The 21,881-nt window shown below is 71.2% G+C and carries 25 protein-coding genes; 18 read left to right on the top strand and 7 right to left on the bottom strand.

The genetic code is table 11. The features are described from left to right. Nucleotides 1–12: 12 nt before the first annotated feature. Both ACEN8D_RS09485 and ACEN8D_RS09480 read right to left on the bottom strand, forming a co-directional pair. Entirely contained in the window at nucleotides 13–1,215 is a 1,203-nt protein-coding gene (locus ACEN8D_RS09485; protein WP_309888372.1) for a sensor histidine kinase, read from the bottom strand. Then, nucleotides 1,208–1,831 carry a response regulator gene (locus ACEN8D_RS09480; RefSeq protein WP_413399449.1) on the bottom strand — a complete coding sequence of 208 codons (624 nt, stop codon included), beginning with the start codon at nucleotides 1,829–1,831 and terminating at the stop codon, nucleotides 1,208–1,210. Before ACEN8D_RS09480 ends, ACEN8D_RS09485 begins: the two co-directional genes overlap by 8 nt. A gap of 115 nt (nucleotides 1,832–1,946) precedes the next feature. Here ACEN8D_RS09480 and ACEN8D_RS09475 point away from each other — a divergent pair, with 115 nt between their 5' ends. Beyond that, nucleotides 1,947–2,678: a GntR family transcriptional regulator gene (locus ACEN8D_RS09475; RefSeq protein ID WP_309888379.1), complete on the top strand. Its 732-nt coding sequence runs from the start codon at nucleotides 1,947–1,949 to the stop codon at nucleotides 2,676–2,678. Between the two features lie 93 nt (nucleotides 2,679–2,771). On the opposite strand, the gene ACEN8D_RS09470 is transcribed toward ACEN8D_RS09475, so the two are convergent. Both ACEN8D_RS09470 and ACEN8D_RS09465 read right to left on the bottom strand, forming a co-directional pair. Next, complete coding sequence (locus ACEN8D_RS09470) at nucleotides 2,772–3,224, bottom strand: PTS sugar transporter subunit IIA (RefSeq protein ID WP_070417149.1); 453 nt, start codon at nucleotides 3,222–3,224, stop codon at nucleotides 2,772–2,774. Continuing rightward, nucleotides 3,221–3,457, bottom strand: a complete 237-nt coding sequence (locus tag ACEN8D_RS09465; RefSeq protein ID WP_022907163.1) for a PTS sugar transporter subunit IIB — start codon at nucleotides 3,455–3,457, stop codon at nucleotides 3,221–3,223. The genes ACEN8D_RS09470 and ACEN8D_RS09465 overlap by 4 nt, the downstream gene beginning before the upstream one ends. 178 nt (nucleotides 3,458–3,635) lie before the next feature. On the opposite strand from ACEN8D_RS09465, the gene ACEN8D_RS09460 reads away from it, so the two are divergent. The 12 genes from ACEN8D_RS09460 to ACEN8D_RS09405 all read left to right on the top strand — a co-directional run bounded on the left by ACEN8D_RS09460 (nucleotide 3,636) and on the right by ACEN8D_RS09405 (nucleotide 13,877). Then, complete coding sequence (locus tag ACEN8D_RS09460; RefSeq protein ID WP_070417148.1) at nucleotides 3,636–4,901, top strand: PTS transporter subunit EIIC; 1,266 nt, start codon at nucleotides 3,636–3,638, stop codon at nucleotides 4,899–4,901. A 115-nt stretch (nucleotides 4,902–5,016) separates the two neighbouring features. Continuing rightward, the gene (locus ACEN8D_RS09455; protein ID WP_261646419.1) at nucleotides 5,017–5,928 is read left to right on the top strand and encodes a metal ABC transporter solute-binding protein, Zn/Mn family; all 912 of its coding nucleotides are present in this window, start codon (nucleotides 5,017–5,019) and stop codon (nucleotides 5,926–5,928) included. Continuing rightward, nucleotides 5,925–6,806, top strand: a complete 882-nt coding sequence (locus tag ACEN8D_RS09450) for a metal ABC transporter ATP-binding protein (RefSeq protein ID WP_092384778.1) — start codon at nucleotides 5,925–5,927, stop codon at nucleotides 6,804–6,806. Before ACEN8D_RS09455 ends, ACEN8D_RS09450 begins: the two co-directional genes overlap by 4 nt. Beyond that, nucleotides 6,806–7,753, top strand: a complete 948-nt coding sequence (locus tag ACEN8D_RS09445) for a metal ABC transporter permease (RefSeq protein ID WP_071303398.1) — start codon at nucleotides 6,806–6,808, stop codon at nucleotides 7,751–7,753. Before ACEN8D_RS09450 ends, ACEN8D_RS09445 begins: the two co-directional genes overlap by 1 nt. Next, entirely contained in the window at nucleotides 7,750–8,163 is a 414-nt protein-coding gene (locus ACEN8D_RS09440; RefSeq protein WP_070417146.1) for a Fur family transcriptional regulator, read from the top strand. Before ACEN8D_RS09445 ends, ACEN8D_RS09440 begins: the two co-directional genes overlap by 4 nt. Before the next feature lie 10 nt (nucleotides 8,164–8,173). Then, nucleotides 8,174–8,869 (top strand): alpha/beta fold hydrolase, encoded by a 696-nt coding sequence (locus tag ACEN8D_RS09435; RefSeq protein WP_413399722.1) that lies wholly within the window; start codon nucleotides 8,174–8,176, stop codon nucleotides 8,867–8,869. A gap of 297 nt (nucleotides 8,870–9,166) precedes the next feature. Continuing rightward, nucleotides 9,167–9,403, top strand: a complete 237-nt coding sequence (gene rpmB / locus ACEN8D_RS09430; protein WP_022903747.1) for a 50S ribosomal protein L28 — start codon at nucleotides 9,167–9,169, stop codon at nucleotides 9,401–9,403. After that, nucleotides 9,403–9,573 (top strand): 50S ribosomal protein L33, encoded by a 171-nt coding sequence (gene rpmG / locus ACEN8D_RS09425; protein WP_022908193.1) that lies wholly within the window; start codon nucleotides 9,403–9,405, stop codon nucleotides 9,571–9,573. The genes rpmB and rpmG overlap by 1 nt, the downstream gene beginning before the upstream one ends. A gap of 2 nt (nucleotides 9,574–9,575) precedes the next feature. Then, nucleotides 9,576–9,881, top strand: coding sequence for a 30S ribosomal protein S14 (gene rpsN, locus ACEN8D_RS09420; protein WP_070417144.1), 306 nt, complete (start codon nucleotides 9,576–9,578; stop codon nucleotides 9,879–9,881). Nucleotides 9,882–10,169: 288 nt separating this feature from the next. Continuing rightward, nucleotides 10,170–10,457, top strand: a complete 288-nt coding sequence (locus tag ACEN8D_RS09415) for an HU family DNA-binding protein (protein WP_022908191.1) — start codon at nucleotides 10,170–10,172, stop codon at nucleotides 10,455–10,457. A gap of 166 nt (nucleotides 10,458–10,623) precedes the next feature. After that, the gene (locus ACEN8D_RS09410) at nucleotides 10,624–12,558 is read left to right on the top strand and encodes a bifunctional copper resistance protein CopD/cytochrome c oxidase assembly protein (protein ID WP_413399770.1); all 1,935 of its coding nucleotides are present in this window, start codon (nucleotides 10,624–10,626) and stop codon (nucleotides 12,556–12,558) included. Continuing rightward, nucleotides 12,555–13,877, top strand: a complete 1,323-nt coding sequence (locus tag ACEN8D_RS09405; RefSeq protein WP_309888390.1) for an ATP-dependent DNA helicase — start codon at nucleotides 12,555–12,557, stop codon at nucleotides 13,875–13,877. The genes ACEN8D_RS09410 and ACEN8D_RS09405 overlap by 4 nt, the downstream gene beginning before the upstream one ends. Nucleotides 13,878–14,051: 174 nt before the next feature. Here ACEN8D_RS09405 and ACEN8D_RS09400 read toward each other — a convergent pair whose 3' ends face one another. Further along, complete coding sequence (locus ACEN8D_RS09400; RefSeq protein WP_175473751.1) at nucleotides 14,052–14,504, bottom strand: DUF4383 domain-containing protein; 453 nt, start codon at nucleotides 14,502–14,504, stop codon at nucleotides 14,052–14,054. A 340-nt stretch (nucleotides 14,505–14,844) separates the two neighbouring features. Between ACEN8D_RS09400 and ACEN8D_RS09395 the strand changes: the two genes are divergently transcribed. The 4 genes from ACEN8D_RS09395 to ACEN8D_RS09380 all read left to right on the top strand — a co-directional run bounded on the left by ACEN8D_RS09395 (nucleotide 14,845) and on the right by ACEN8D_RS09380 (nucleotide 20,345). Further along, on the top strand, nucleotides 14,845–15,639 hold the full coding sequence (locus ACEN8D_RS09395; RefSeq protein WP_181015154.1) for a phosphatase PAP2 family protein: 795 nt from the start codon (nucleotides 14,845–14,847) through the stop codon (nucleotides 15,637–15,639). Nucleotides 15,640–15,735: 96 nt separating this feature from the next. Continuing rightward, nucleotides 15,736–18,147, top strand: coding sequence for a hypothetical protein (locus tag ACEN8D_RS09390; protein ID WP_495600992.1), 2,412 nt, complete (start codon nucleotides 15,736–15,738; stop codon nucleotides 18,145–18,147). Continuing rightward, complete coding sequence (locus ACEN8D_RS09385) at nucleotides 18,144–19,100, top strand: DUF4436 family protein (RefSeq protein WP_413399910.1); 957 nt, start codon at nucleotides 18,144–18,146, stop codon at nucleotides 19,098–19,100. Before ACEN8D_RS09390 ends, ACEN8D_RS09385 begins: the two co-directional genes overlap by 4 nt. A 105-nt stretch (nucleotides 19,101–19,205) precedes the next feature. Then, a complete protein-coding gene (locus ACEN8D_RS09380) occupies nucleotides 19,206–20,345 on the top strand; it encodes an LLM class flavin-dependent oxidoreductase (protein ID WP_070417138.1) in 1,140 nt (379 codons plus the stop codon). 99 nt (nucleotides 20,346–20,444) lie between these two features. Here the strand turns inward: ACEN8D_RS09380 and ACEN8D_RS09375 are convergent, their stop codons facing one another. Together ACEN8D_RS09375 and ACEN8D_RS09370 are read right to left on the bottom strand one after the other, a co-directional pair. Then, nucleotides 20,445–20,834 carry a DMT family transporter gene (locus ACEN8D_RS09375; protein ID WP_495600991.1) on the bottom strand — a complete coding sequence of 130 codons (390 nt, stop codon included), beginning with the start codon at nucleotides 20,832–20,834 and terminating at the stop codon, nucleotides 20,445–20,447. Between the two features lies 1 nt (nucleotide 20,835). Next, on the bottom strand, nucleotides 20,836–21,150 hold the full coding sequence (locus ACEN8D_RS09370) for a DMT family transporter (RefSeq protein ID WP_413400303.1): 315 nt from the start codon (nucleotides 21,148–21,150) through the stop codon (nucleotides 20,836–20,838). Nucleotides 21,151–21,247: 97 nt separating this feature from the next. On the opposite strand from ACEN8D_RS09370, the gene ACEN8D_RS09365 reads away from it, so the two are divergent. Next, nucleotides 21,248–21,826 (top strand): TetR/AcrR family transcriptional regulator, encoded by a 579-nt coding sequence (locus tag ACEN8D_RS09365; protein ID WP_413400302.1) that lies wholly within the window; start codon nucleotides 21,248–21,250, stop codon nucleotides 21,824–21,826. Nucleotides 21,827–21,881: the final 55 nt, after the last annotated feature.

Here is a 21,881-nt window from a genome sequence, read left to right as displayed (position 1 = left end):
CGAGGATGACCGTCAGACCGCCCGGGCAGCCGGCACGTGCTCCACCGGCAGCCGCAGGTGCAGTGCGAACCCGTCGTCCGGCTGCGGGCCCGACTCCATGCTGCCGCCGAGGAGCGACGCCCGCTCCCCGAGTCCGATCAGGCCGAGCCCGGACCCCGGCAGTTCGAGGCGTTCGGAACGCGCCGGGCCGTTCACGACGTCGACGAGGACGTGCTCGCCGTGGATCCGGCCACTCACCCGGACGGTCGCGTCGGGGGCGTGCTTGCGGACGTTCGTCAGCCCCTCCTGCACGAACCGGTAGACCGCGCGCTGGAGCGGCTGGGCGAGGGTGTCCGGCAGGTCGACGGTCGTGCTCGTCTCGAGCCCGCTCTCCGCGATGAGCCGGGGGAGGTCGGTGAGCACCGGCTGGGGCGCGATCTCGCGGTCGGTGCCGCCGGAGGCGCGGAGCACCTGCACCATCTCGCGGAGCTCCTGCAGGGTGACCACGCACAGCTGCCGGATCGTCCGGGCGAACCCGCGCTCGGCCTCGTCGCGGCCGGCCATCTGCATCGCACCGGCCTGCACCGCGATGAGGGTCACCTGGTGCGAGACGACGTCGTGCATCTCCCGCGCGAGCAGCGCCCGCTCGCGGGACAGGGCGACGGCCGCGGCCTGCCGGCGTTCGTCCTCGCGGGCCCGGCGGGACTCGACGAGCTGGTCGGTCAGCCGCGCACGGGTCTGCACGAGCAGCCCGACGGCGAGCGGTCCGAGCGCGAAGATGAGCGCGTAGACGACGGAGACGACGATCTCGTCGAGGGTCTGCGGCGGCCCGACGAACCCGCTGAAGCCGACGAACTGCACCAGAGCGGCGAGGAGCATCAGCCACCGGCGGCTCGTGCGCTCCCCGAGGGTGAACAGCGCCACGCTCGCCGCCACCACCGCGGAACCGACGAACAACCCGGGCACCGTCAGGGCGAACGCGAGCACGGGGAAGCGACGACGGAGCAACAGGGCGGCGGCCGCGAGCAGCGACAACCACGTCTCGAGGGCGGTCGCCCCGGAGATGTCGAGCACGGCGTCCGCGACGGCGGCGGCGATGAACAGGGCGTCGACCAGCCACCACGGTGCACGGTGGGTGCGCGCCCACCGCAGGCCGACGTCGACGAGGCGGTCGAGCCTCCCGTCGGTCGCCGCGAGCACCCGCCGGACGCGCCCCGACCGCTGCGTGTCAGCCATCCAGGAGTCCCGCCTCGGCCGCGCGCAGCGCGAGCTGGACGCGCGTCGGGACGCCGAACGCGGCGAGCAGCGACCGGATGTCCTCCTTGACGGTCCCGGTGCTCACGCCGAGCCGTCGGCCGATGTCCGGGTTGCTGACGCCGTCCGCGACGAGCCGGAGCACCGCGTGCTCGCGCTCGCTGACGGACGGCGCGGGAGCCGCCGGACGTGCCGCGAACAGCCGGGTCCGATCGACGCCCGGTGCCAGCACGACCCCGCCGTGGGCGAGGACCCGGACGTACTCGGCCAGGCCCTCGGGGTCGGTGTCCTTGAGCAGGAAGCCGGCGGCGCCGAGCTCCATCGCCCGGCCGACGTACTCGTCGGTGTCGAAGGTCGTGAGCATCGCGACCGCCGGTGGTTCGGGGAAGGCCTGCAGCTCGCGGAGGACCTCGAGGCCGTTCACCCGCGGCATCCGCACGTCGAGGAGCACGACGTCGGGCGCGTGCGACCGGATGACCTGCACGGCGTCCACGTCCCCGGTGGTGGCGACGACGTCGATGTCCGGCGCGGCGCCGAGGATCAGCTCGAAGCCGTAGCGGACGAGCGTCTCGTCGTCGACGATCACCACGGTTGTCACGGGCGTCATCTTGTCATGCACGTTGGCGTTCCGAGGGGGACTCGCTACTGTGTCAGGCACTGGTCATGTCCGCGCATGACCACCCGCACGACCAGCGACGGAGCACGAGGACCGCATGACGAGCCGGATCACCGAGGGTGCCGAACCGAAGCACCAGCAGCTGCGGCGCATCCTCCTCGAGCTCGCCACGGTCCGGCTCGCACCCGGGGCGGCGATCCCGTCGGAACGCCAGCTCATCGCCGAGTACGGGGTGTCCCGGATCACCGTGCGCGAGGCCCTCGGTCAGCTCGTGAACGAGGGCTACCTCGAACGCGTGCGCGGCAAGGGCACCTTCGTGGCGCACCGCCCCGTGCAGTCGACGCTGCACCTGGCGTCCTTCACCGAGGAGATGCGGGCGATGGGGCACGTGCCGACGACCGTCGTGCTCGTGCGCGAGGAGCGGGTCCCGCCGTCCGACACCGCCGCGGCCCTGCGACTCGACCCCGACGTCGCGGCCTTCCACGTGAAGCGCCTGCGCATGGCCGACGGGGCGCCGGTGTCGATCGACGACGCCTGGCTCGTCGCGGACGCGTTCCCCGGGTTGCTCGAGCACGACCTATCGGGGTCGGTCTACTCGATCATCGCGACCGAGTACGGCACGCCGATCGACCGCGCGCAGCAGACCGTGGCGGCGAACCCGGCGGCGGACGACGTGGCGACGCTGCTCGGCACGAAGACCGGGGCGCCGCTGCTGGAGTTCGACCGGGTGTCGTACGCGGGGGAGCGCCCCGTCGAACACACGCGGAGCTGGTACCGCTCGGACCGCTACCGGGTCCAGATGGAGGTCACGGCGCACGCGGTCGCGTAGCCGACCGCCGAGACTCGGCCCGGCGGACACATCCGCGACCGATCGGGCCCGAAAGTGTCCGCGGAGCCGAGTCTCGCGGCAGGGTGTTGCGTGCTACGCCTCGAACAGGGTGTCGCCGTCGCGCACCGTGGTGCCGACCGCGTCCTGCGCGATCGAGTCCGGCGCGGAGCCGAGCACGACGACCGGGCAGATCGGCGAGTAGCCGGCGGCCGAGATCACCGAGGGGGTGAACCGGACGACCGGGTCGCCCGCGACGACCGTGTCACCCTCGGCCGCGATGAGCTCGAAGCCCTCGCCCGAGAGCTTCACGGTGTCGATGCCCACGTGCACGAGCACGTCGGTGCCCGCGGCACCCTGCAGCGCGAACGCGTGCGGGTGCAGCTTCACGATCGTGCCGTCGACCGGCGCGACCGCCGTGACGGCACCCTCGACCCCGGTCGGGTCCACCGCGACGCCGGCGCCGACGAGCTGCCCGGCGAACACCGGGTCCGGCACGTCGGCGAGCGAGACGACCGGGCCCTGGAACGGGGTCCGGACGGCGGTCACAGCTCGTCCTGGATGTCCTGCGCGAGGTTGTCGGCGATCGGGCCGACGATGACCTGCCAGCCCGTGCCGCCACCGACGACGGCCTGCGCGCCGGCGGCCTTCAGTGCGTCCTTGTCGACGAGGTCCCCGTCCTCGACCTCGACGCGCAGGCGCGTGATGCAGCCCTCGACCTCGTCGATGTTCTCGGCGCCACCCAGCGCGGCGATGATGTCAGCGGCCTTGATGTCAGCCATCGTTTCCTCCTCGTTACGAAAACGCGTGCCGGGTTGACAGGCGTGTGGTCGCGGTTCAGACTACGGAACTGGTCATGACCGGACAGGACCGGACCTGGCGACACCGCCGAGGTTACCTGCGCTGACTGTACGACTCAACTCACCCCGACAGCTCCACCCAACGACGAGAGGACCTCCGATGAGCACCACCACTGCCACGGATGTGCCGGAGAAGAAGACCCCGAAGAAGCAGTCGCGCGTCTTCGCCAACGCCCAGCGCCTCGGCCGGAGCCTGCTCCTGCCGATCGCGGTCATGCCGGCAGCGGGCATCCTGCTCCGCCTCGGCCAGGCCGACATGCTCGGAGCGATCCCCGGCTTCGAGAAGGGCGCGACGATCATCGCCGCCGCCGGCAACGGTGTCTTCACCTGGCTGCCGCTGCTCTTCGCCGTCGGCATCGCGATCGGCTGGGCGAAGAAGTCGGACGGCACCACGGCGCTCGCCGCGGTCGTCGGCTACATGGTCATGTACCAGGTGTTCGCGGCCATGTCCCCGATCGTGCTCGACGGCGTGAAGGACGCGAACGGCAACCAGGCCACGATCAACTTCGGTGTCCTCGGCGGCATCGTGATGGGGCTCGTGTCGGCGTTCCTGTGGGAGAAGTTCCACCGGACGAAGATGCCCGACTTCCTCGGCTTCTTCTCCGGGCGCCGCCTGGTGCCGATCCTCACCGCGGTCGCCGGTCTCCTCATCGCCGTCGTGATGTCGTTCTTCTACCGGTACTTCGACATCGCCCTGACCGCTGCCGGCCAGGCCGTGGCGGACAACGCCGTCATCGGCGGTGGCATCTTCGGGTTCGTCAACCGCATGCTCATCCCGATCGGGCTGCACCAGCTGCTGAACTTCTTCCCGTGGTTCCAGCTCGGCAGCTTCACCACCGGCGGCACGACCTACCACGGCGACATCGCCCGGTTCCTCGCCGGCGACCCGACCGCCGGCATCTTCCAGACCGGCTTCTTCCCGATCATGATGTTCGCCCTGCCGGCCGGTGCCCTGGCGATCTGGCGCAACGCCAAGCCGCAGAACCGCAAGCTTGTCGGCGGCATCATGCTCTCGGCCGCGCTCACCTCGTTCGTGACCGGCATCACCGAGCCCCTCGAGTACTCGTTCATGTTCGTCGCGTTCCCGCTCTACATCATCCACGCGGTGCTCACGGGTACCTCGCTGGCGCTGGTGAACGCGCTCGGGATCCACGACGGCTTCTCGTTCTCGGCCGGCGCGATCGACTTCGTGCTGAACTTCGGCAAGGCGGACGGAGCCATCTGGCTCATCCCGATCGGCCTCGGCTACGCGGTGATCTACTACTTCCTGTTCAGTTTCGTGATCAAGAAGTGGAACCTCCGCACGCCCGGGCGTGAGGACGACACGATCGCGGAGAACACGATCGAGGCGGCCACGAAGCCGTAGTCGTCACCACCTGACGGACTGGAGGCGCGGTGCCGGCTGGCACCGCGCCTCCCGTCCGTCATCCGGCTGATACTGGTTTTGACAACCGTTATCAACTAGCCCTACGCTCGTCGACATGCACAACCGTCTCCTCGCCCTGCCGCTCGTCGCCGGCGCCGCCGCGCTCGCCCTGACGGGCTGCGCGACGTCCTCCGCCTCCGGCGACGCCTCGGGCGACGGCACCGTCCGGGTCGTCGCCTCCACCAACGTCTACGGCTCGATCGTCGAGGCGATCGGCGGCGACCACGTCTCCGTCACGAGCATCCTGGACGACCCGTCGCAGGACCCCCACTCGTTCGAGTCGAGCGCCACGACACAGCTCGCGGTGTCCAAGGCCGACCTCCTCATCGAGAACGGCGGCGGGTACGACGACTTCATGACGACCCTCGCCGACGCGTCCAGCACGAAGGCGGACACGATCAACGTCGTCGAGCTCTCCGGTCTCGACAAGGGTGGCGACGCCGAGTTCAACGAGCACGTGTTCTACAGCTACCCGACGATGGTGAAGCTCGCCGACGACGTGGCGAAGCGCCTCGGCGACCTCGACCGGGCGGACGCGGACACCTTCACGAAGAACGCAGACGCGCTGACGACGAAGCTCGAGGGGCTCGAGGCGAAGACGGCCGAGCTCGAGAAGACGTACGGCGGCGAGAAGGTCGCGTACACCGAGCCGGTCCCGGGGTACCTCTTCGACGCGATCGGCCTCGACAACGTCACGCCGGACGCCTTCTCCGAGGCGATCGAGGAAGGCGACGACGTGCCGCCGGCGGCGCTCAACGACACGCTCAAGCTGTTCACGAACAAGACCGTGAAGCTCCTCGCCTACAACGACCAGACCTCCAGCCCGGAGACGGAGGAGGTCAAGAAGGCCGCCGACGAGAACGGCGTCCCGGTCGTCGGTGTCACGGAGACGCTCCCGAAGGGGGAGGATTACGTCTCGTGGCAGCAGGCGAACATCGACCAGGTGCAGGCGGCGCTCCAGAAGTGACGACCGTCTCCCACCCGACGACCGAGCGGACCGCCACTGCCCCGGGCAGTGGCGGTTCCGCCGTGCTCGAACTCCGCGACGCCGGGCTGTCGTACGGCTCCCGTGCACTCTGGTCGCACCTCGACCTCGACCTGGCGCCGGGCGAGTTCGTCGCGGTGCTCGGGCCGAACGGGGCGGGCAAGACCTCGCTCCTCCGCACGGTCCTCGGGCAGCAGCGGCTGACGAGCGGCACGATGTCGTTCCTCGGCCAGCCCGTCCGGCGCGGGCACCGCAAGATCGGGTACATCCCACAGCAGCGCCTGATGGACGCTGGCACCCCGCTCCGGGCGCGGGACATGATCGCGCAGGGCGTGACCGGCTCCCGGTGGGGCATCAAGCCCGCGAGCCGTGCCGAACGGTCCCGGGTCGATCGCATCCTCGACGAGGTCGGGGCCACCGCGTTCGCGGACGCTCCGGTCGCCGAGCTGTCCGGCGGCGAGCAGCAGCGCACCCGCGTCGGGCAGGCCATCGCCGCCGACCCCGCGCTGCTCCTCTGCGACGAGCCGCTCATCTCGCTCGACCTCCGGCACCAGCGCGGCGTCACCGAGCTCATCGACCGGCAGCGTCGGCAGCAGGACGCTGCCGTGCTGTTCGTCACCCACGACGTGAACCCGATCCTCGACGTCGTCGACCGGGTGCTCTACATCGCCGGCGGGCGGTTCCGGATCGGATCCCCCGACGAGGTCCTCCGCACGGACGTGCTCTCCGACCTGTACGGCACCCCCGTCGACGTCGTCCGCACGATGGGGCGGATCGTCATCGTGGGCGCGAACGACGCGCACGACCACCACTGCGACGCGGACCCGAACGCCGTGACGCCGGACGACGGGCGGATCTGATGGACATCTGGTCGCAGGTCTTCTCCTTCCAGGACTACGGCGAGCTCGTCGTGCTCGTGCAGAACTCGATCTGGGCCGGCGCGGTGCTCGGCATCGTCGGCGGGCTCATCGGGCCGTTCGTCGTCGCCCGGAACATGCCCTTCGCCGTGCACGGCATCTCGGAGCTCTCGTTCGCGGGCGCCTCGGCATCGCTGCTGCTCGGGGTGAACGTGGTGACCGGGTCGCTCGTCGGGTCGGTGATCGCGGCGCTGCTCATCGGGCTGCTCGGGTCGAGGGCGCGGGACCGCAACTCGATCATCGCCGTGCTCATGCCGTTCGGCCTCGGCCTCGGCATCCTCTGCCTCGCGCTCTACAAGGGCCGCGCCGCGAACAAGTTCGGCCTGCTCACCGGGCAGATCGTCTCGGTCGACAACCCACAGCTGACGTTCCTCGTCGTCGTCGCCGCGATCGTCGTCGTGACGCTGCTCGTGATCTGGCGCCCGCTGATGTTCTCGTCGGTCGACCCGGACGTGGCCGCCGCCGCCGGGGTGCCGGTCCGGACGCTGGCGCTCGTGTTCATGCTCGTGCTCGGACTCGCGACCGCGGTGTCGGTGCAGATCGTCGGCGCGCTGCTCGTGCTCTCGCTGCTCGTCACCCCCGCGGCCGCTGCCCTGCGCCTCAGCTCCCACCCGGTCGTCGTCCCGGTCCTGTCGACGGTGTTCGCCGTCGTCTCGGTCGTCGGCGGCATCCTGCTCGCCCTCGGCGGGGGGCTCCCCATCAGCCCGTACGTCACGACGATCTCGTTCGTGATCTGGGTGGTCTGCCGGATCGTCGGCGGACGCAAGGACAAGCGCGGACGCGACCGGATCGTGCGCCGTGACCAGCGTGACGGAGGCGCACCGCGCCTCCAGGCCGACGATGCGGACCACCGGTCCGCCGCCGGCCGGAAGGAAGGAGCGACCGCATGAACGCCGTGCAGAAGCCGAAGCGGAACACGTGGCAGCGCGAAGCGGTGCGCACCGCGTTGTCCAGCACCGAGGGGTTCGTCAGCGCGCAGGCGTTGCACCAGCACCTGCGGGACGACGGCTCCACGATCGGACTCGCGACCGTCTACCGGGCGCTCTCCGACCTGGCGACCGAGGGCGACGCCGACTCGCTGCAGCAGGACGGCGAGTCGCTGTACCGCGCGTGCACGACCGACGCGCACCACCACCACCTGATCTGCCGGAACTGCGGCCGCACGGTCGAGATCGAGGCGGACCCGGTGGAGCGATGGGCGCAGGAGGTCGCGGCGGCGAACGGGTTCACGAACGCCAGCCACGTGGTGGACATCTTCGGGGAGTGCGCGTCCTGCACGGCCGCACGCACCGGCGCGTAGTCTCCGCCTCATGCACGTGATCCTGGTGCCCGGCTTCTGGCTCGACGCGAGCGCCTGGGACGAGGTGGCCCCGGTGCTCCGAGCCTCGGGCCACTCGGTCGAGGCGATCACCCGCGACGGCGACACGCTCGACGAGCAGGTGGCCGCCCTGGTCGACAAGCTCGACGACGTCGCGACGCCGGACGAGCCCGTGGTGCTGGCGGGACACTCCGGCGCGGGGCCGATCGCGTACATGGCCGCCGACCAGCGGCCCTCGCTCGTCGCGCACCTGCTCTACGTCGACACCTTCCCGGGGCCCGAGGGCAGCTGCGTCAACGACGAGCTGCCCGTGGTGGACGGTGTCGTGCCGCTGCCCTCGTGGGACGTGTGGGAGCCGGCGACCGTGCGGGGGATGACACCGGCACTGCGGTCGGAGTTCGAGCACCGCGCGATCCCGGAGCCCGCTGCGGTGCCGTCCGACCGGTTCCACTACGCCGACGGCGCGCGGCACACGATCCCGGCGACGGTGATCACGTGCGAGATCCCGGCGGCGGACCTCGCGACGATGGTGGCCGACCACCAGGCCTGGGCAGCGGAGCTCGTGGCGACGGAGGAGCTCGCGATCCTCGGGCTCGAGACGGGGCACTGGCCGATGTTCACGGCGCCGCGGGAGCTCGGCGAGCTCATGGTGCAGGCGCTGGCGCCGAGGCCGGCCGAGGCGCCGTAGCGCGGGGCGCGCCTCCAGAGCGACCCACGCAGCTGCGGCAGTTTGCGACACGCCCGGTCGTCGCGTACGCTTGACCCTTGGTTCTCCGCGTCCGCGTGGCGAGCCCAGTTGTTCCAAGCCCTCCGACCGTCGCGTACGCCGCGGTCGCGCGGTGTCCACGGCCCCTTCGACAGGGATCGCGGGCCTGGGCGGTGCGCACAACCCCCTCGCTCCGTCGCTCGGCGACGCAGCGCGTGCGCGCCAGGCAAGTGACCTTGGGTGCGGCCGTCCGGTCGCACGGTACCTCAGGAGGAAACCATGGCAGCAGTGTGCCAGGTGACCGGAGCCACCCCCGGCTTCGGACACAACATCTCGCACTCGCACCGCCGGACGAAGCGTCGCTTCGACCCGAACGTGCAGAAGAAGACGTACTACGTGCCCTCGCTTCGTCGTAACGTCACGCTCACGCTCAGCGCGAAGGGCATCAAGGTGATCGACGCACGCGGCATCGAGTCCGTCGTCAAGGATCTCCTCGCCCGTGGGGAGAAGATCTGATGGCCAAGAAGGGTCAGGACGTTCGTCCGATCATCAAGCTCCGCTCCACGGCGGGCACCGGGTTCACCTACGTGACCAAGAAGAACCGTCGCAACAACCCGGACCGCCTCGTGCTCAAGAAGTACGACCCGGTGATCCGCAAGCACGTCGACTTCCGTGAGGAGCGCTAAGCATGGCGAAGAAGAGCAAGATCGCGAAGAACAACCAGCGCGCCGAGATCATCGCGCGCTACGCCGAGCGTCGTCTCGAGCTGAAGAAGGCCCTCGTGGACCCGAACGGCTCCGACGAGTCGCGTGAGGCCGCCCGCGTCGGCCTGCAGAAGCTCCCGCGCGACGCGTCGCCGGTCCGCTACCGCAACCGCGACGCCATCGACGGTCGCCCCCGTGGCCACCTCGGTGAGTTCGGCATCAGCCGTGTCCGCTTCCGCGACATGGCCCACCGTGGCGAGCTGCCGGGCATCACGAAGAGCTCCTGGTAAGCACCAGCTTCCGCGGACGCCCCGTCACCCCAGTGGTGGCGGGGCGTCCGCCGTTCCCGTGCCGTTTCGGGGGACATCTTCGTCACATCGGTCACTTCTGCCCCTCCAGTACCCCGACAACCCCGGAAATCCGGGCGAGTCGGCAGGTTTCGTCCCTGGTGGCTGGTACGTTCGACTCCGGTTCCGCAGGGTCTCGCGCCCACCGGCACCGTGGCACGGAGCACCCGCTCCGGGCGCCGGACGAGAAGTCGTCCGACCGATACTGCAAGAAGTCCGAGGAGGACATCCATGGCTGACAAGTCCCTGAACCGCACCGAGCTCGTCGCTGCCGTCGCCGCTGAGTCCGGCCAGAGCCAGGCCACCGTCAACGGCGTCGTCGACGCGCTCTTCTCCGTCGTCTCCGGCTCGGTCGCCGACGGCACCAAGGTCACGATCCCCGGTTGGATCGCCTTCGAGAAGACCCACCGTGCCGCCCGCACCGGCCGCAACCCGCAGACCGGCGAGGCCATCGAGATCGCCGCGAGCGACTCGGTCAAGGTCAGCGCCGGCTCGAAGCTCAAGGCTGCCGTCAAGTAAGACTGCTCCCGCGCCACGAAAGGGACGGCTTCGGCCGTCCCTTTCGTCGTTCCCGGCCTGCGATGGGTCCGTGGTCGGTCCTCCACATCCAGGAGGCGCGGATCGCCCTCCACAGGTCGCCCCGCTCGATTCCGTGGCCGGGTGGGGCAGCGCCTAGGCTTGACGGGTGAATCGGATCGCGCGCATCGCCGGCCCCGCCGTGCTGCTGCTCGTCGGGTTCGTGTCACTCCTCGTCGCCCTCGTCATCGGGGGCGGCGCGAACGCCGCGCTCATCGCCGACCCCGGCGCCGTCGTCCGGTTCGGCTTGCCGATCGCCCGACTGGTGGTCGACCTCTCCGCCGCGGCCGCGATCGGTGGTCTCGCGCTCGCGACCGTCGGGCTGTCCCGCACCGCGCCCGAGTGGAACCGCGCGATCGACGTGGCCGCCGGTGCGGCGGGTGTCTGGACCGTGTCGTCGGCCGTCACGACGTTCTTCACCTTCCTCAGCGTCGCCGGCTCGAGGATCAGCATCGACGAGCAGTTCGGGCAGTCGATGGGGGTGTTCCTCACGGGGACGGACCTCGGCCTCGCCTGGCTCGTCACCGTCCTCGTCGCCGCGGCCGTCACGGTGCTGTGCTTCGCCGTGCGCTCCCGCGGGATGGTCGCCCTGACCGCGGGCGTCGCCATGATCGGGCTCGTCCCGCTCGCCCAGCAGGGGCACGCCGCGGGCACGGCGAGCCACGACGCGGCCGTCACCGCACTCGGGCTGCACCTGGTCGGCGCCGCGCTCTGGGTCGGCGGACTCGTGATGCTCGTGCTGTTGCGCCCGGTGATCGACGGCGACCGCCTGCCCGTCGTCGTCGGGCGCTACTCGAGCATCGCGCTCGGGTGCTTCGTGCTCGTCGCCGTGTCCGGTGTGGCCTCGGCGCAGATCCGGGTCGGGGCGCTCTCGAACCTCTTCACCGCGTACGGGGTCCTGGTGCTCGTGAAGATCGCGGCCATCGTCGCGATGGGTGTGCTCGGGGTCGTGCAGCGTCGACGGGCGATCCGTGCGCTCGGCACCGCCCGCGAGCGCCGTCGTCCGTTCTGGTTCCTCGTCGTGGCGGAGCTCGCCGTGATGGGCGTCGCCAGCGGGTTCGCCGCGGCGCTCGGCCGCACCGCGACCCCCGTCGACCAGGTCGCGCTGAGCAAGACCACGAACCCGTCGCCGGCCGAGCTGCTGACCGACGACGCCCTGCCGCACGCGCCGGGTGCCTGGGGATGGCTGACGGCGTGGAACATCGACCTGTTCTGGCTGATGGCCGCTGTCCTGCTCGCAGCGACCTACACCGCCGGCATCGTCCGCCTGCGTCGCGCCGGTGTGCGCTGGCCCGTGCGTCGGACGGTCGCCGCCGGCATCGCGATCGTGTCGCTCGTCGTCGCGACCTCGGGCTCGCTGCACACCTACGACCGCTTCCTCGTGTCCGCCAACGTCGGGTCGCACGTGCTCCTCGGGCTCGTCGTGCCGGCGCTCGTCTGGGCGTCGGCACCCGTGCAGCTCATCCGTGCCGCCGTGCACCCCCGCCACGACGGCAGCACCGGTGTCCGCGAGTGGACGGGCGTCCTGGTCGACAACCCGGCGGTGCGGTACCTCGTGCAGCCGTTCCCGGCGTTCCTGTTCCTGGCGGCGGCGTGGTGGGCGTTCTTCGTGACCGACGCACTCCGGTGGTCGGTCAGCGACTCGACCGGCCGCACCGTCATCGACGTCGGGTTCCTGCTCGTCGGGCTCCTCGCCGTCCCCACCCTGCTCACGCCGATCGCGGTCGGCGCCCGGCGCGCTTCGATGCCCGCGGCGCTCGTCCGGATCGCCGGGGCGGTGGTCGTCGCGGCCGGCCTGGTGTCGATCGGCATCGCGATGCGCGGGCCGCTCGGGCTCCTGCAGGCGTCGTGGTTCGGTGCGATGGGCCGGACGTGGGGACCCGATCCGCTCGTCGACCAGGCCCGGGCGGGCGCGCTGCTCGTGGTCGCCGGTGTCGCCGTCGTCGTGACCGTCGTCGTGGTGGTGCTGGTCCGGGTGCGCCGTGCCGTGGCGGAGCCCGCCGTCGACGGACCGCGCAGCGACGACCGGGTGGCGACCCGATGAGCGTCGAGCTCAGTGCCGAGCAGCGGGCCGTCTTCGAGTACATCGAGCACACCCGCGACCACGTGTTCATCACCGGGCGTGCGGGCACGGGCAAGTCGACGCTCCTGAACCACCTGTCGTGGAACACCGAGAAGCAGGTCGTGATCTGCGCGCCGACCGGTGTCGCGGCGCTGAACGTCGGTGGGCAGACGATCCACTCGCTCTTCCGCCTGCCGATCGGGCTCATCGCCGACGCCGAACTCCGGCAGGGGCCCGACACCCGCAAGCTCCTCAACACGATCGACACCCTCGTGATCGACGAGGTCTCGATGGTGAACGCCGACCTCCTCGACGCCATGGACCGCTCGCTGCGCAAGGCCCGCGGGCGTCAGTTCGAGGCGTTCGGCGGCGTGCAGGTGGTCATGTTCGGCGACCCGTACCAGCTGCCGCCGGTGCCGGGCGACGGGGACGAGCGCGCGTACTTCACCGACCACTACCGCTCGATGTGGTTCTTCGACGCCAAGGTCTGGCTCGAGGCGGAGCTCAACATCGTCGAGCTCGCGACCGTCCACCGGCAGCGCGACGACGCCTTCGCCGCGATGCTGACGGCCGTGCGGCACGGGCGGGTGACGGCCGACGTCGCCGGGCAGCTCAACGCGGCGGGCGCCCGACCCGCTCCGGACGACGCGATCACCCTGGCGACCCGGAACGACACCGTGGCGCGCATCAACAAGGCCGCACTCGACCGGCTGCCCGGCAAGGTGCGGACCGCGCGGGCCGACGTCAACGGTGACTTCGGCGGACGGAACTTCCCGGCGGACGAAGCTCTCGAGTTGAAACCCGGCGCGCACGTGATGTTCCTGCGCAACGACCCCGACCAGCGCTGGGTGAACGGCACCCTCGGGGTCGTGCAGACGATCCGCGACACCGTGTGGGTGGACGTCGACGGGGAGTCGTTCGAGGTCCAGCCGTCGGTGTGGGAGAAGTTCAAGTACTCCTACGACGCCGACAAGAAGGAACTCAAGAAGGACACCGTCGGCGAGTTCCAGCAGTTCCCGCTCCGGCTCGCGTGGGCGGTGACGATCCACAAGTCGCAGGGCAGCACCTACGACCGGGCGGTGGTCGACCTCGGCAACCGGGTGTTCAGCGCCGGGCAGACGTACGTGGCGCTGTCACGGCTGACCTCGCTCGAGGGGCTGTACCTCACGCGTCCGCTGCGGCCGCAGGACATCATCGTGGACCTCGACGTCCGGCGGTTCATGTCCGAGGCGCCGCGGGTGGTGGCGACGGAGCTCGAGGCGGCTCCCGCTCCCGCCCCGGACGCCGACGGCGGCGACTGACCCGCCCCCGCGCGACGGCCTAGGCGCGCGACGGCCGGGACGTGCGACGGCGCGGGCGCGCGGCGGCGCGGGCGTGCGGCGGCCCGGGCGCGCGGCGGCCCGGGCGTGCGACGGCACGGACGCACGACGCCCCGCCGGCCACGAGGGGCGGGCGGGGCGTCGGGACGCGCTGGATCAGGCCCGGGCGGTGTCCGCACGCAGCGCGCGGAGGTTCTCCTTGTCGGCGCCGAACGCCGTGAGGAGCAGGATGACACCGACGATCGCGTGGAAGACGTTGTCGGTCGTGTTGAGCGCGAACACGTTCGCCGAGGTGTTCACGAACACGAAGCCGTAGACCGCCAGCACGACGAGGACGGCGCCCACGAGGACGTTCGCGTTCCGCGACCCGATCGTGTTGCCGAGCCCGACGATGAGCAGCACGGCCGCGAGCAGGACCCACAGCAGTGCCAGCGGCGGGTTGACGCCGAACGCGTTCCAGAGCATGCCGCCCTTGCGGCTGAAGAAGCCGGGGTCGCCGTCGGCGGCGAAGAAGAACCCGAGGATGCCCCAGATGAGGAGCAGCGCGCCCACGGTGAGCGCGAGACCGCGGTTCGGGGAAGCGGTGATGCTCGGTTCCTTGATGGCCACTTCGGTTTCCTCCTCGTACGCAGCCGACGCCGTGTACGTCGGTCCGGCGATGCGCGCCGGTGCGTTCGCCCGCGCGCGGCCGGTCGGTGCGTTGCCGGATCCGAAGGTCGCTGTCCCGCGGTTCCCAGGCTCCGACCGGCGTCCCAACGGTATCGTGTCGGACCCCGACCGTCCGAATCGCACGCGCGTGAACAGGCGTGCGACGACACCGACGACCAGCACCCCGAGGAGGACCAGCCCGGTGACCCGAACGCCCGAACGCAGCGCACCCGAGTCGCGTGGACCGAGCGTCTCACGGCGGTTGCGGTGGGGACTGTTGTCGGCTCTGGGGTTCGTGATCGTGCCTCTCGTCTACGCGGTGGCGGTGCTGACGCCGGTGGGGCAGCGGGTCGAGGACGCCGCACTCGGCGGAGTCCGGGAATCTGACCTGTTCTCGTCGGACACTGCCCTGAACGTCATCTCGGTACCGGTGATCCTGTTGCTCGTGGTCGTGATCGCCGCCGTCGCGCTCGCTCGGCGCCGGCTCGCAGTGGGGCTCGGAGCCGGTGTCGTCGTGCTCGCTTCGGCGGCCACCTCGACGCTCGTCAAGCGTATCGCCGAGCGCCCGGAGATCGCCCAGTCGACCACGCCGAACTCGTTCCCGTCCGGTCACGCCACGATCGCCCTCGCCGCCCTGTTCGCCGTGCTCATGGTCACGCCGCGTCGGTTCCGCCCGCTCGTCGTGATCGTCGGCGCCGCCTACGCGGTCTTCGTCGCGAACCAGACCGTGGTCTACGGCTGGCACCGGGTCAGCGACATCATCGGCGCGTGCGCGATCGCGCTCTTCTGGGTCGGGGCCGTGCGGGCGTTCGGACCACGGGTCGACCGTGGCGCGCGGGGCGACCGCGACGGCCACCGCGGTCCGCGTCGGTTGGTGACCTGGGTCCTCCTCGTCGCCACCGGGGTGACGTTCCTGGTCGGTGTCGCGGCGCTCGTGTACGGCATCTCGGGCGGGGCACACGACCACGGTGCGATCCTCGTCGCGGGCCGGATGGCGTCGAGCGCGAGCGTGCTGGCCGTCGTGACGATCGTGTGGATCGCCGACGGCATGCACCACGCGGCACGGACGGACTCCGAGGCGCTCCCGGGCCGGTAGCCATCGCATCCTCAAGGGTTACAGGCCTGTAACGCCTCCGGACCGGACGACCGTTGTCCGACTAGCGTCGTCCACACGCCGGCCTCGGGAGCCGGCGTGGACGGGGAACACATGCGGGTGGAGCACACCCCGACGCGGGCACGTCGGGTCCGTGGCACCGTGGCCGCTGCCCTCGGGGCGCTCCTCGTCGCCACCGGGGTGCTCGTCCCCGCGACCTCCGCATCCGCCATGGTCCAGGTCCCGAACGGGCCGGCCGACGAAGGAACACCCGGTGGTACCGCCACGGCGATCGTGCAGAACCAGTCCGCCAGCACCGGGACCTGGACGATCACCGCGCCGCCCAACACGACGATCACGGCTGCGCAGTCGGTCCCCGCACCCGGGCTCGGACAGTTCACCTGCGTGCCCACGAACGGCGGGACGCAGGCGGCGTGCGGCGCCAGCACGTGGGGCACCGGCAACCAGGTCGCCATCACGATGACGATCGATCCGGCTTCGCCGCTCGGGACCGTCGCCGGTTTGTCCGAGATCAGCCCGTTCGAGGCAGCCGCGCCCTACTCGATCACGGTCGTCGCGCCCCCGGCCCCCGCTGCCCCCACCATCACCGCCCCGCCCGCGGGCGACGAGTCGATCGCGACGCAGCCGACGATCACCGGCACGAAGGTGGCCGGTGCGGCGGACACGACGGGAACGACCCTCGCGGCCACGATCGACGGCGAGCCGCTGTGCACGGTCGACCCGGCGACGACCCCGGACTGGTCGTGCACGCCGACCGAGCCGCTCGCGGTCGGAGAGCACACCATCAGCGCGACGCAGACGGACCGCTTCGGGCAGGTCTCCCCGGCGGTGACGAGCACGTTCACCGTCCTGGCGCCGGCCGGCCTCAGCGTGACCCAGGCCGGTGCGACGCAGCTCTACGCGGGCTTCCCGGCGATCCGGACGGTCACACTGGCCAACACCGGCGAGGGCGAGGCGAGAGGCGTCCTCCTCACCGCCGACACCGGCGGCCTGCAGGTCCCCGTGTGCGAGCTCGACGACGCCACGATCGACTGCGCCGGCCTCGCCGCCGGGGTCGACCTCGGCACGATCGCTCCCGGCGACCGGCACGTCCTCCGGCTGACGGTCGCCGCCCGGTCCGGGACCGTCCCCGCGTCGGCGTTCACCATCACAGCCCGGGCGTCCTCCATCACCGCGGCCGTCTCGCCCGTCGAGTCCGGCAGCACCGTCCGCACGATCGCTCCCGGAGCGCCGGTGATCACCGCCCCGGGCAACCGCACGTCGACGACGGACCGCACACCCGAGGTCCGTGGCCGCGGCGTGATCCCGAACGCGGTGGTGACCGTCCGGCAGGGCGGGACCGTGGTCTGCACGGCCACCGCGACGCGGGCCACCTCCTTCGCCTGCACGCCGGAGCGCGCATTCGCCCTCGGTGCGGTCGCCCTGACGGCGACCCAGACGTACGGGGGCGTCGAGTCCGCGCGCGCGTCGACCGCCTTCACCGTGACGGTCGCGACACCGTCCCCTCCAGGAGGCGCGGGTGGCCTCCCCGGCACCGGCGGCGGTTCCACGGGCGGTCCCGGCGGCGCTGGTGGCGGGACCGCGCCGACCGCGCCGAGCACGCCCGGCAGCCCGAGTACGGGAGCCGGGAGCGGTTCCGGCACCGGCCAGGGGGTCGGGTCGGGAGACGTGGGCGGCAGCACCGGCCCGTCGTCGTCGCCTTCGACCACACCGCCCGCGCCGGGGGAGAGCGCCGGCAACGGCAACGGCAACGGCAGCGGGGGCGGCGGCGGCACCGGCGGTGCTGGCGTGGGCAGCGGCGGCACGGACGACGGTCCCCTCGCGATGGACCTCCGCTTCGGCACGCAGCGCATCGTGCCCGGCACCGCGGCCGACATGCGGGGCACGCTCGGCCCGAACGCCTCCGGGGCGACCGTCGCGATCACGTTCGAGGCCCGGATCACCCCCGGCATGGTCTACCGGAACGTGAACGTCGAGGTCGACGACTCCCTGCTCGACTGCACCGTCGCCACGAGCTCGTTCTCGTGCATGATCCCGCTCGACCCCGGGCAGCAGGCGGATGTTGACGTCCGGGTGTACGCCGACCCGGTGAACGCGCCGGACACCGCCGTCCAGCAGATCTCGCTCGCGTCGAACCGGGCGTCGCAGTCCAATGCGATGACGGTGACCACAGCCGTCGCGAAGGGCGAGACCGAGGCGTCGCAGCTGGCCGACCAGATCACGACCTTCAACGCCACGGAGTTCCCCGGCGCGATGGTGCCGCTCCTCGCGATGCTGCTCTTCGCGCTCGCCGCGACCGTCGTCGGCCGGCGGGCGACGAGCGGCCCCGCCGTAGCGGCGACCGCCTCGCCGACCGGGGCCGGTCCGTCGGACCCGAGCCGCGCCTCCAGTCCGACCGCCGCACCGAACGGTCCGACCGCCGCACCGAACGGCCCCGCCACCGACCCGAGCCGACCCGCCACCGACCCACCGTCCGGGAGCAACCGATGACCCACACGACCGACGCACCGCCCGACGCACCCGGCGCACCCGGCGCTCCGACCGCGAAGCGCACCCGCAGGAACCCCGCGCCGGTCATCCTGCTCGTGGCGGTGGTCGTCCTGGCCGTCTACTACGTCGTGATCGGCCTCTCCGGAGCGCTCAAGACGACGACCGCCGTCCCGGTGAGCGGGTCGAACAGCCAGTCCGGCGACTACATGACCCTGCGGATGAGCGTGCAGGACGTCGACCTCTCGAACCGGGTGATGCAGGCGAACGTCCTGCCGATCCCGCACGGCTCGTTCGAGGGCGAGAAGGCCGGTGAGATCTCGCAGCCGCTCCGCATCGAGGTCTCGAGCGGCGGGGTGACGACGAGCGTCGTGACGTTCCCGGGGCAGTCGGTGGTGGACGCGACCTCGTTGACGCTGACGCTCGACCGTGGCGACACCTCGTACCCGTTCGACCAGCCGTTCGCGAACTTCCAGCTGAGCGTGCAGGACGACGACTCCGGGGACGCCGTGCCGTTCGAGGTCGACATGTCGAACTCCGCCCGGCCGTGGGTGATGAACGCCGAGCGGAGCGCCGCCGAGGTGCAGAGCGACCGCACCCTCGTCCCGATGCAGATCGACGGGCACCGAGACACCCTGAGCGTCGTGATCGTGTCGTTCTACATCATGGCGATCCTCTTCACGACGCTGATGGCCGTCGTGACGATCGGCAGCGCGATCCTCCGGCGGAAGCTCGAGTTCGCGAACGTGATCTGGCTGAGCGCCACGCTGCTGTCGTTCCCGGCGCTCCGGTCGGCGATGCCCGGCGCCCCGCCGATCGGGACGACGCTCGACTTCGTCTTCCTCTTCCCCTGCCTGGCGCTGGTGGCGATCATGTTCGTGTGGACCGGCGCGTACATGCTGTGGCGGGAGTCGAAGGTGCTGCGGAACCGCGTGCTGGACGACGACGCCGCGTAGTCGCCGCTGGCGGGAATGCCTCGGCCTGCGCTACGTTGTACCGAGCAAGTCGATGCAAACGCATCGAAATCGCAGGCGGAGGGACTCCGCGGAAGGCGGCGCATCATGCAGTTCGGCATCTTCACGGTCAGTGACGTCACGACCGACCCGGTCACCGGCCGGACCCCCGACGACACCCAGCGGGTCCGCGACATCCTGACGATCGCCGAGCACGCCGACCAGGCCGGACTCGACGTCTTCGCCACCGGTGAGCACCACAACCCGCCGTTCGTCGCCTCGAGCCCGACGACGATGCTCGGCTACCTCGCCGGACGCACGAAGCACATCACACTCTCGACGTCGACGACCCTCATCACCACGAACGACCCGGTGCGCATCGCCGAGGAGTACGCGATGCTCCAGGTCATCTCCGACGGCCGCATGGACCTCATGATGGGCCGCGGCAACACCGGGCCGGTCTACCCGTGGTTCGGGCAGGACATCCGCCAGGGCGTCAACCTCGCGATCGAGAACTACGCGCTCGTCCGCCAGCTCTGGGAGAACGACGTCGTCAACTGGCAGGGCAAGTTCCGGACGCCGCTGCAGGGCTTCACCTCGACGCCGCGTCCGCTCGACGGTGTCGCGCCCTTCGTGTGGCACGGGTCGATCCGCACGCCGGAGATCGCGGAGCAGGCCGCCTACTACGGCGACGGATTCCTCCACAACAACATCTTCTGGCCGATCCAGCACACCGAGCAGATGGTGGGCCTGTACCGCCAGCGCTTCGAGCACTACGGGCACGGCCGCGCCGACCAGGCGATCGTGGGACTCGGTGGCCAGTTCTTCGCGCGGAAGAACTCGCAGGACGCCATCGACGAGTTCCGCCCGTACTTCGACAACGCCCCGGTCTACGGGCACGGCCCCTCGATGGAGGACTTCACCGAGCAGACCCCGCTCACGGTCGGTTCGCCGCAGCAGGTGATCGACCGGTACGCCGCCATGAAGGACCACGTCGGGCACTACCAGCGCCAGCTGTTCCTCGTCGACCACGCCGGGCTGCCGCTCAAGACGGTGCTCGAGCAGATCGACATCCTGGCCGAGGACATCGTCCCCGAGCTGCGGAAGATCAACGAGGAGGGCCGCCCGGAAGGCGTCCCCTCGAACCCGCCGTCGCACGCCGACCGCGTGGCCGCGGCGATGGCCGCCGGCACCCTGGGCAGCGACCACGTCGCCGCCGAGGACGAGTGGACGGGTGCGTCCGTCTGATCGCGTGACCGCTTGACGGACTGGAGGCGCGGTGCCAGCTGGCACCGCGCCTCGAGTCCGTCTCGGGTCGCCACCCACCTCGCCGTCGCGAGTCTCGGGCTACCGGACAGAACTCGCGCGTTCCTCGCGCGGAAGTGTCCGCGGGGCCGAGCCTCGCGGGTTGGTAGCGGCGCGCGCTGGGACGAGCTTCAGGCCGACCACGCAGCCGACGATCCCGGCGATGAGCAGCAGGCGGAGTGCGGTCACGGGCTCCGCGCCGGTGGCCATTCCCCAGAGGACCGTGAGGGCCGCTCCGGTCCCCGTCCACACCGCGTAGGCGGTGCTGATCGGGATGTGCTCGAGCACGTACCCGAAGGCCCCGAGGCTCACCACGATGGTGATCGCGAAGACGATCGTCGGACGGAGCTCGGTGAAGCCGTCGCTCGCACCGAGGGCGGTGGCCCACACGGTCTCGAGCGCGGCGCTGACGAACAGGACGATCCACGGCACCTCAGCTCACCACCTTCAGGCCGACGACGCAGGCGACGAGCCCGAGCACGAGGGCGATCCGGGCGATGGACGCGGCCTCCTGCCGGCGGAGGATCGCGACGATCACGGTGAGCGATGCGCCGATGCCGACCCAGACCGCGTAGGCGGTGCCGACCGGGATCTCCTTCATGGCGAACGCCAGCCCCACCATGCTGAGTGCCATGCCGACGACGAACACGACCGTCGGTACGACCTTCTTGAAGCCGTTCGATGCGCTCAGTGCAGTGGCCCACACTGCCTCGAGCACGCCCGACAGGACGAGGACTGTCCACGCCACGACGGTCTCCCTTCGATCTCGATCCGCAAGTCGCACGACTGTGCGACAGCGAACTCCACGGTAGCACGAACTCGTACGACTGTGCGAGTATTGGCCCGTGGCCAGGAGCATCGACATCGAGGAACGACGTCGCTCCGTGTCCGAGGCGGCGTGGCGGGTCCTCGCCCGTGACGGCCTCGGCGCGTTGAGCGTGCGGAACGTCGCGGCCGAGGCCGGGCTGCCGCCGAGCACCGTCCGCTACGTCTTCCCGACGCAGTCGAGCCTGCGCGAGCACACCATCACGCTCGTGTTCGACCGCACCCGGGAACGGATCGCCGCGATCCCCGACGGGCTGCCGACCCGCGAGCGCGCGCACCAGCTCCTGCTCGAGCTGCTGCCCCTCGACGACGAGCGGGTCATCGAGCTCGAGGTGTACCTGGCGCTCGCGAACGCGGCCCTCACGGACGCCGAACTGCGGCCGGCGCTCGACCTGGTCGTGGTCGAGATGCGGGAGTGGAGCGAGGAGGTGCTCGAGCTCGTGGGCGTCCCGGCGGCCGACCGCGAGTACGAGGCCCGCCGGCTGCACGCGCTGATCGACGGGCTCGCGATGCACCTCGTGCGGCTCGCCCCGGGGGAGTCCGGCGACTGGGCGATCGACGTGCTCGACCGGCACCTCGACGGGCTCGCGCGGCGCTGAGCGCGGGACGGCGCGCGCCCAGCGCCGCCGCGCCACCACCCCGGCGCACCGCGCG

The sequence above is a fragment of the Curtobacterium sp. Curtsp22 genome (genome assembly GCF_059492135.1).
Note: the sequence above shows the minus strand (reverse complement) of the source record. Positions and strands in the feature narration are given on the sequence as shown.

Bases quoted from the DNA above. Each gene is read 5' to 3' on its own strand.
- ACEN8D_RS09415 (WP_022908191.1), top strand. From the start codon at position 10,170: ATGGCTGACAAGTCCCTGAACCGCACCGAGCTCGTCGCTGCCGTCGCC.
- ACEN8D_RS09440 (WP_070417146.1), top strand. From the start codon at position 7,750: ATGAACGCCGTGCAGAAGCCGAAGCGGAACACGTGGCAGCGCGAAGCG.
- rpsN (WP_070417144.1), top strand. From the start codon at position 9,576: ATGGCGAAGAAGAGCAAGATCGCGAAGAACAACCAGCGCGCCGAGATC.
- ACEN8D_RS09475 (WP_309888379.1), top strand. From the start codon at position 1,947: ATGACGAGCCGGATCACCGAGGGTGCCGAACCGAAGCACCAGCAGCTG.
- ACEN8D_RS09435 (WP_413399722.1), top strand. From the start codon at position 8,174: ATGCACGTGATCCTGGTGCCCGGCTTCTGGCTCGACGCGAGCGCCTGG.
- ACEN8D_RS09465 (WP_022907163.1), bottom strand. From the start codon at position 3,457: ATGGCTGACATCAAGGCCGCTGACATCATCGCCGCGCTGGGTGGCGCC.
- ACEN8D_RS09455 (WP_261646419.1), top strand. From the start codon at position 5,017: ATGCACAACCGTCTCCTCGCCCTGCCGCTCGTCGCCGGCGCCGCCGCG.
- ACEN8D_RS09385 (WP_413399910.1), top strand. From the start codon at position 18,144: ATGACCCACACGACCGACGCACCGCCCGACGCACCCGGCGCACCCGGC.
- rpmB (WP_022903747.1), top strand. From the start codon at position 9,167: ATGGCAGCAGTGTGCCAGGTGACCGGAGCCACCCCCGGCTTCGGACAC.
- ACEN8D_RS09405 (WP_309888390.1), top strand. From the start codon at position 12,555: ATGAGCGTCGAGCTCAGTGCCGAGCAGCGGGCCGTCTTCGAGTACATC.
- ACEN8D_RS09380 (WP_070417138.1), top strand. From the start codon at position 19,206: ATGCAGTTCGGCATCTTCACGGTCAGTGACGTCACGACCGACCCGGTC.
- ACEN8D_RS09460 (WP_070417148.1), top strand. From the start codon at position 3,636: ATGAGCACCACCACTGCCACGGATGTGCCGGAGAAGAAGACCCCGAAG.
- ACEN8D_RS09445 (WP_071303398.1), top strand. From the start codon at position 6,806: ATGGACATCTGGTCGCAGGTCTTCTCCTTCCAGGACTACGGCGAGCTC.
- ACEN8D_RS09485 (WP_309888372.1), bottom strand. From the start codon at position 1,215: ATGGCTGACACGCAGCGGTCGGGGCGCGTCCGGCGGGTGCTCGCGGCG.
- rpmG (WP_022908193.1), top strand. From the start codon at position 9,403: ATGGCCAAGAAGGGTCAGGACGTTCGTCCGATCATCAAGCTCCGCTCC.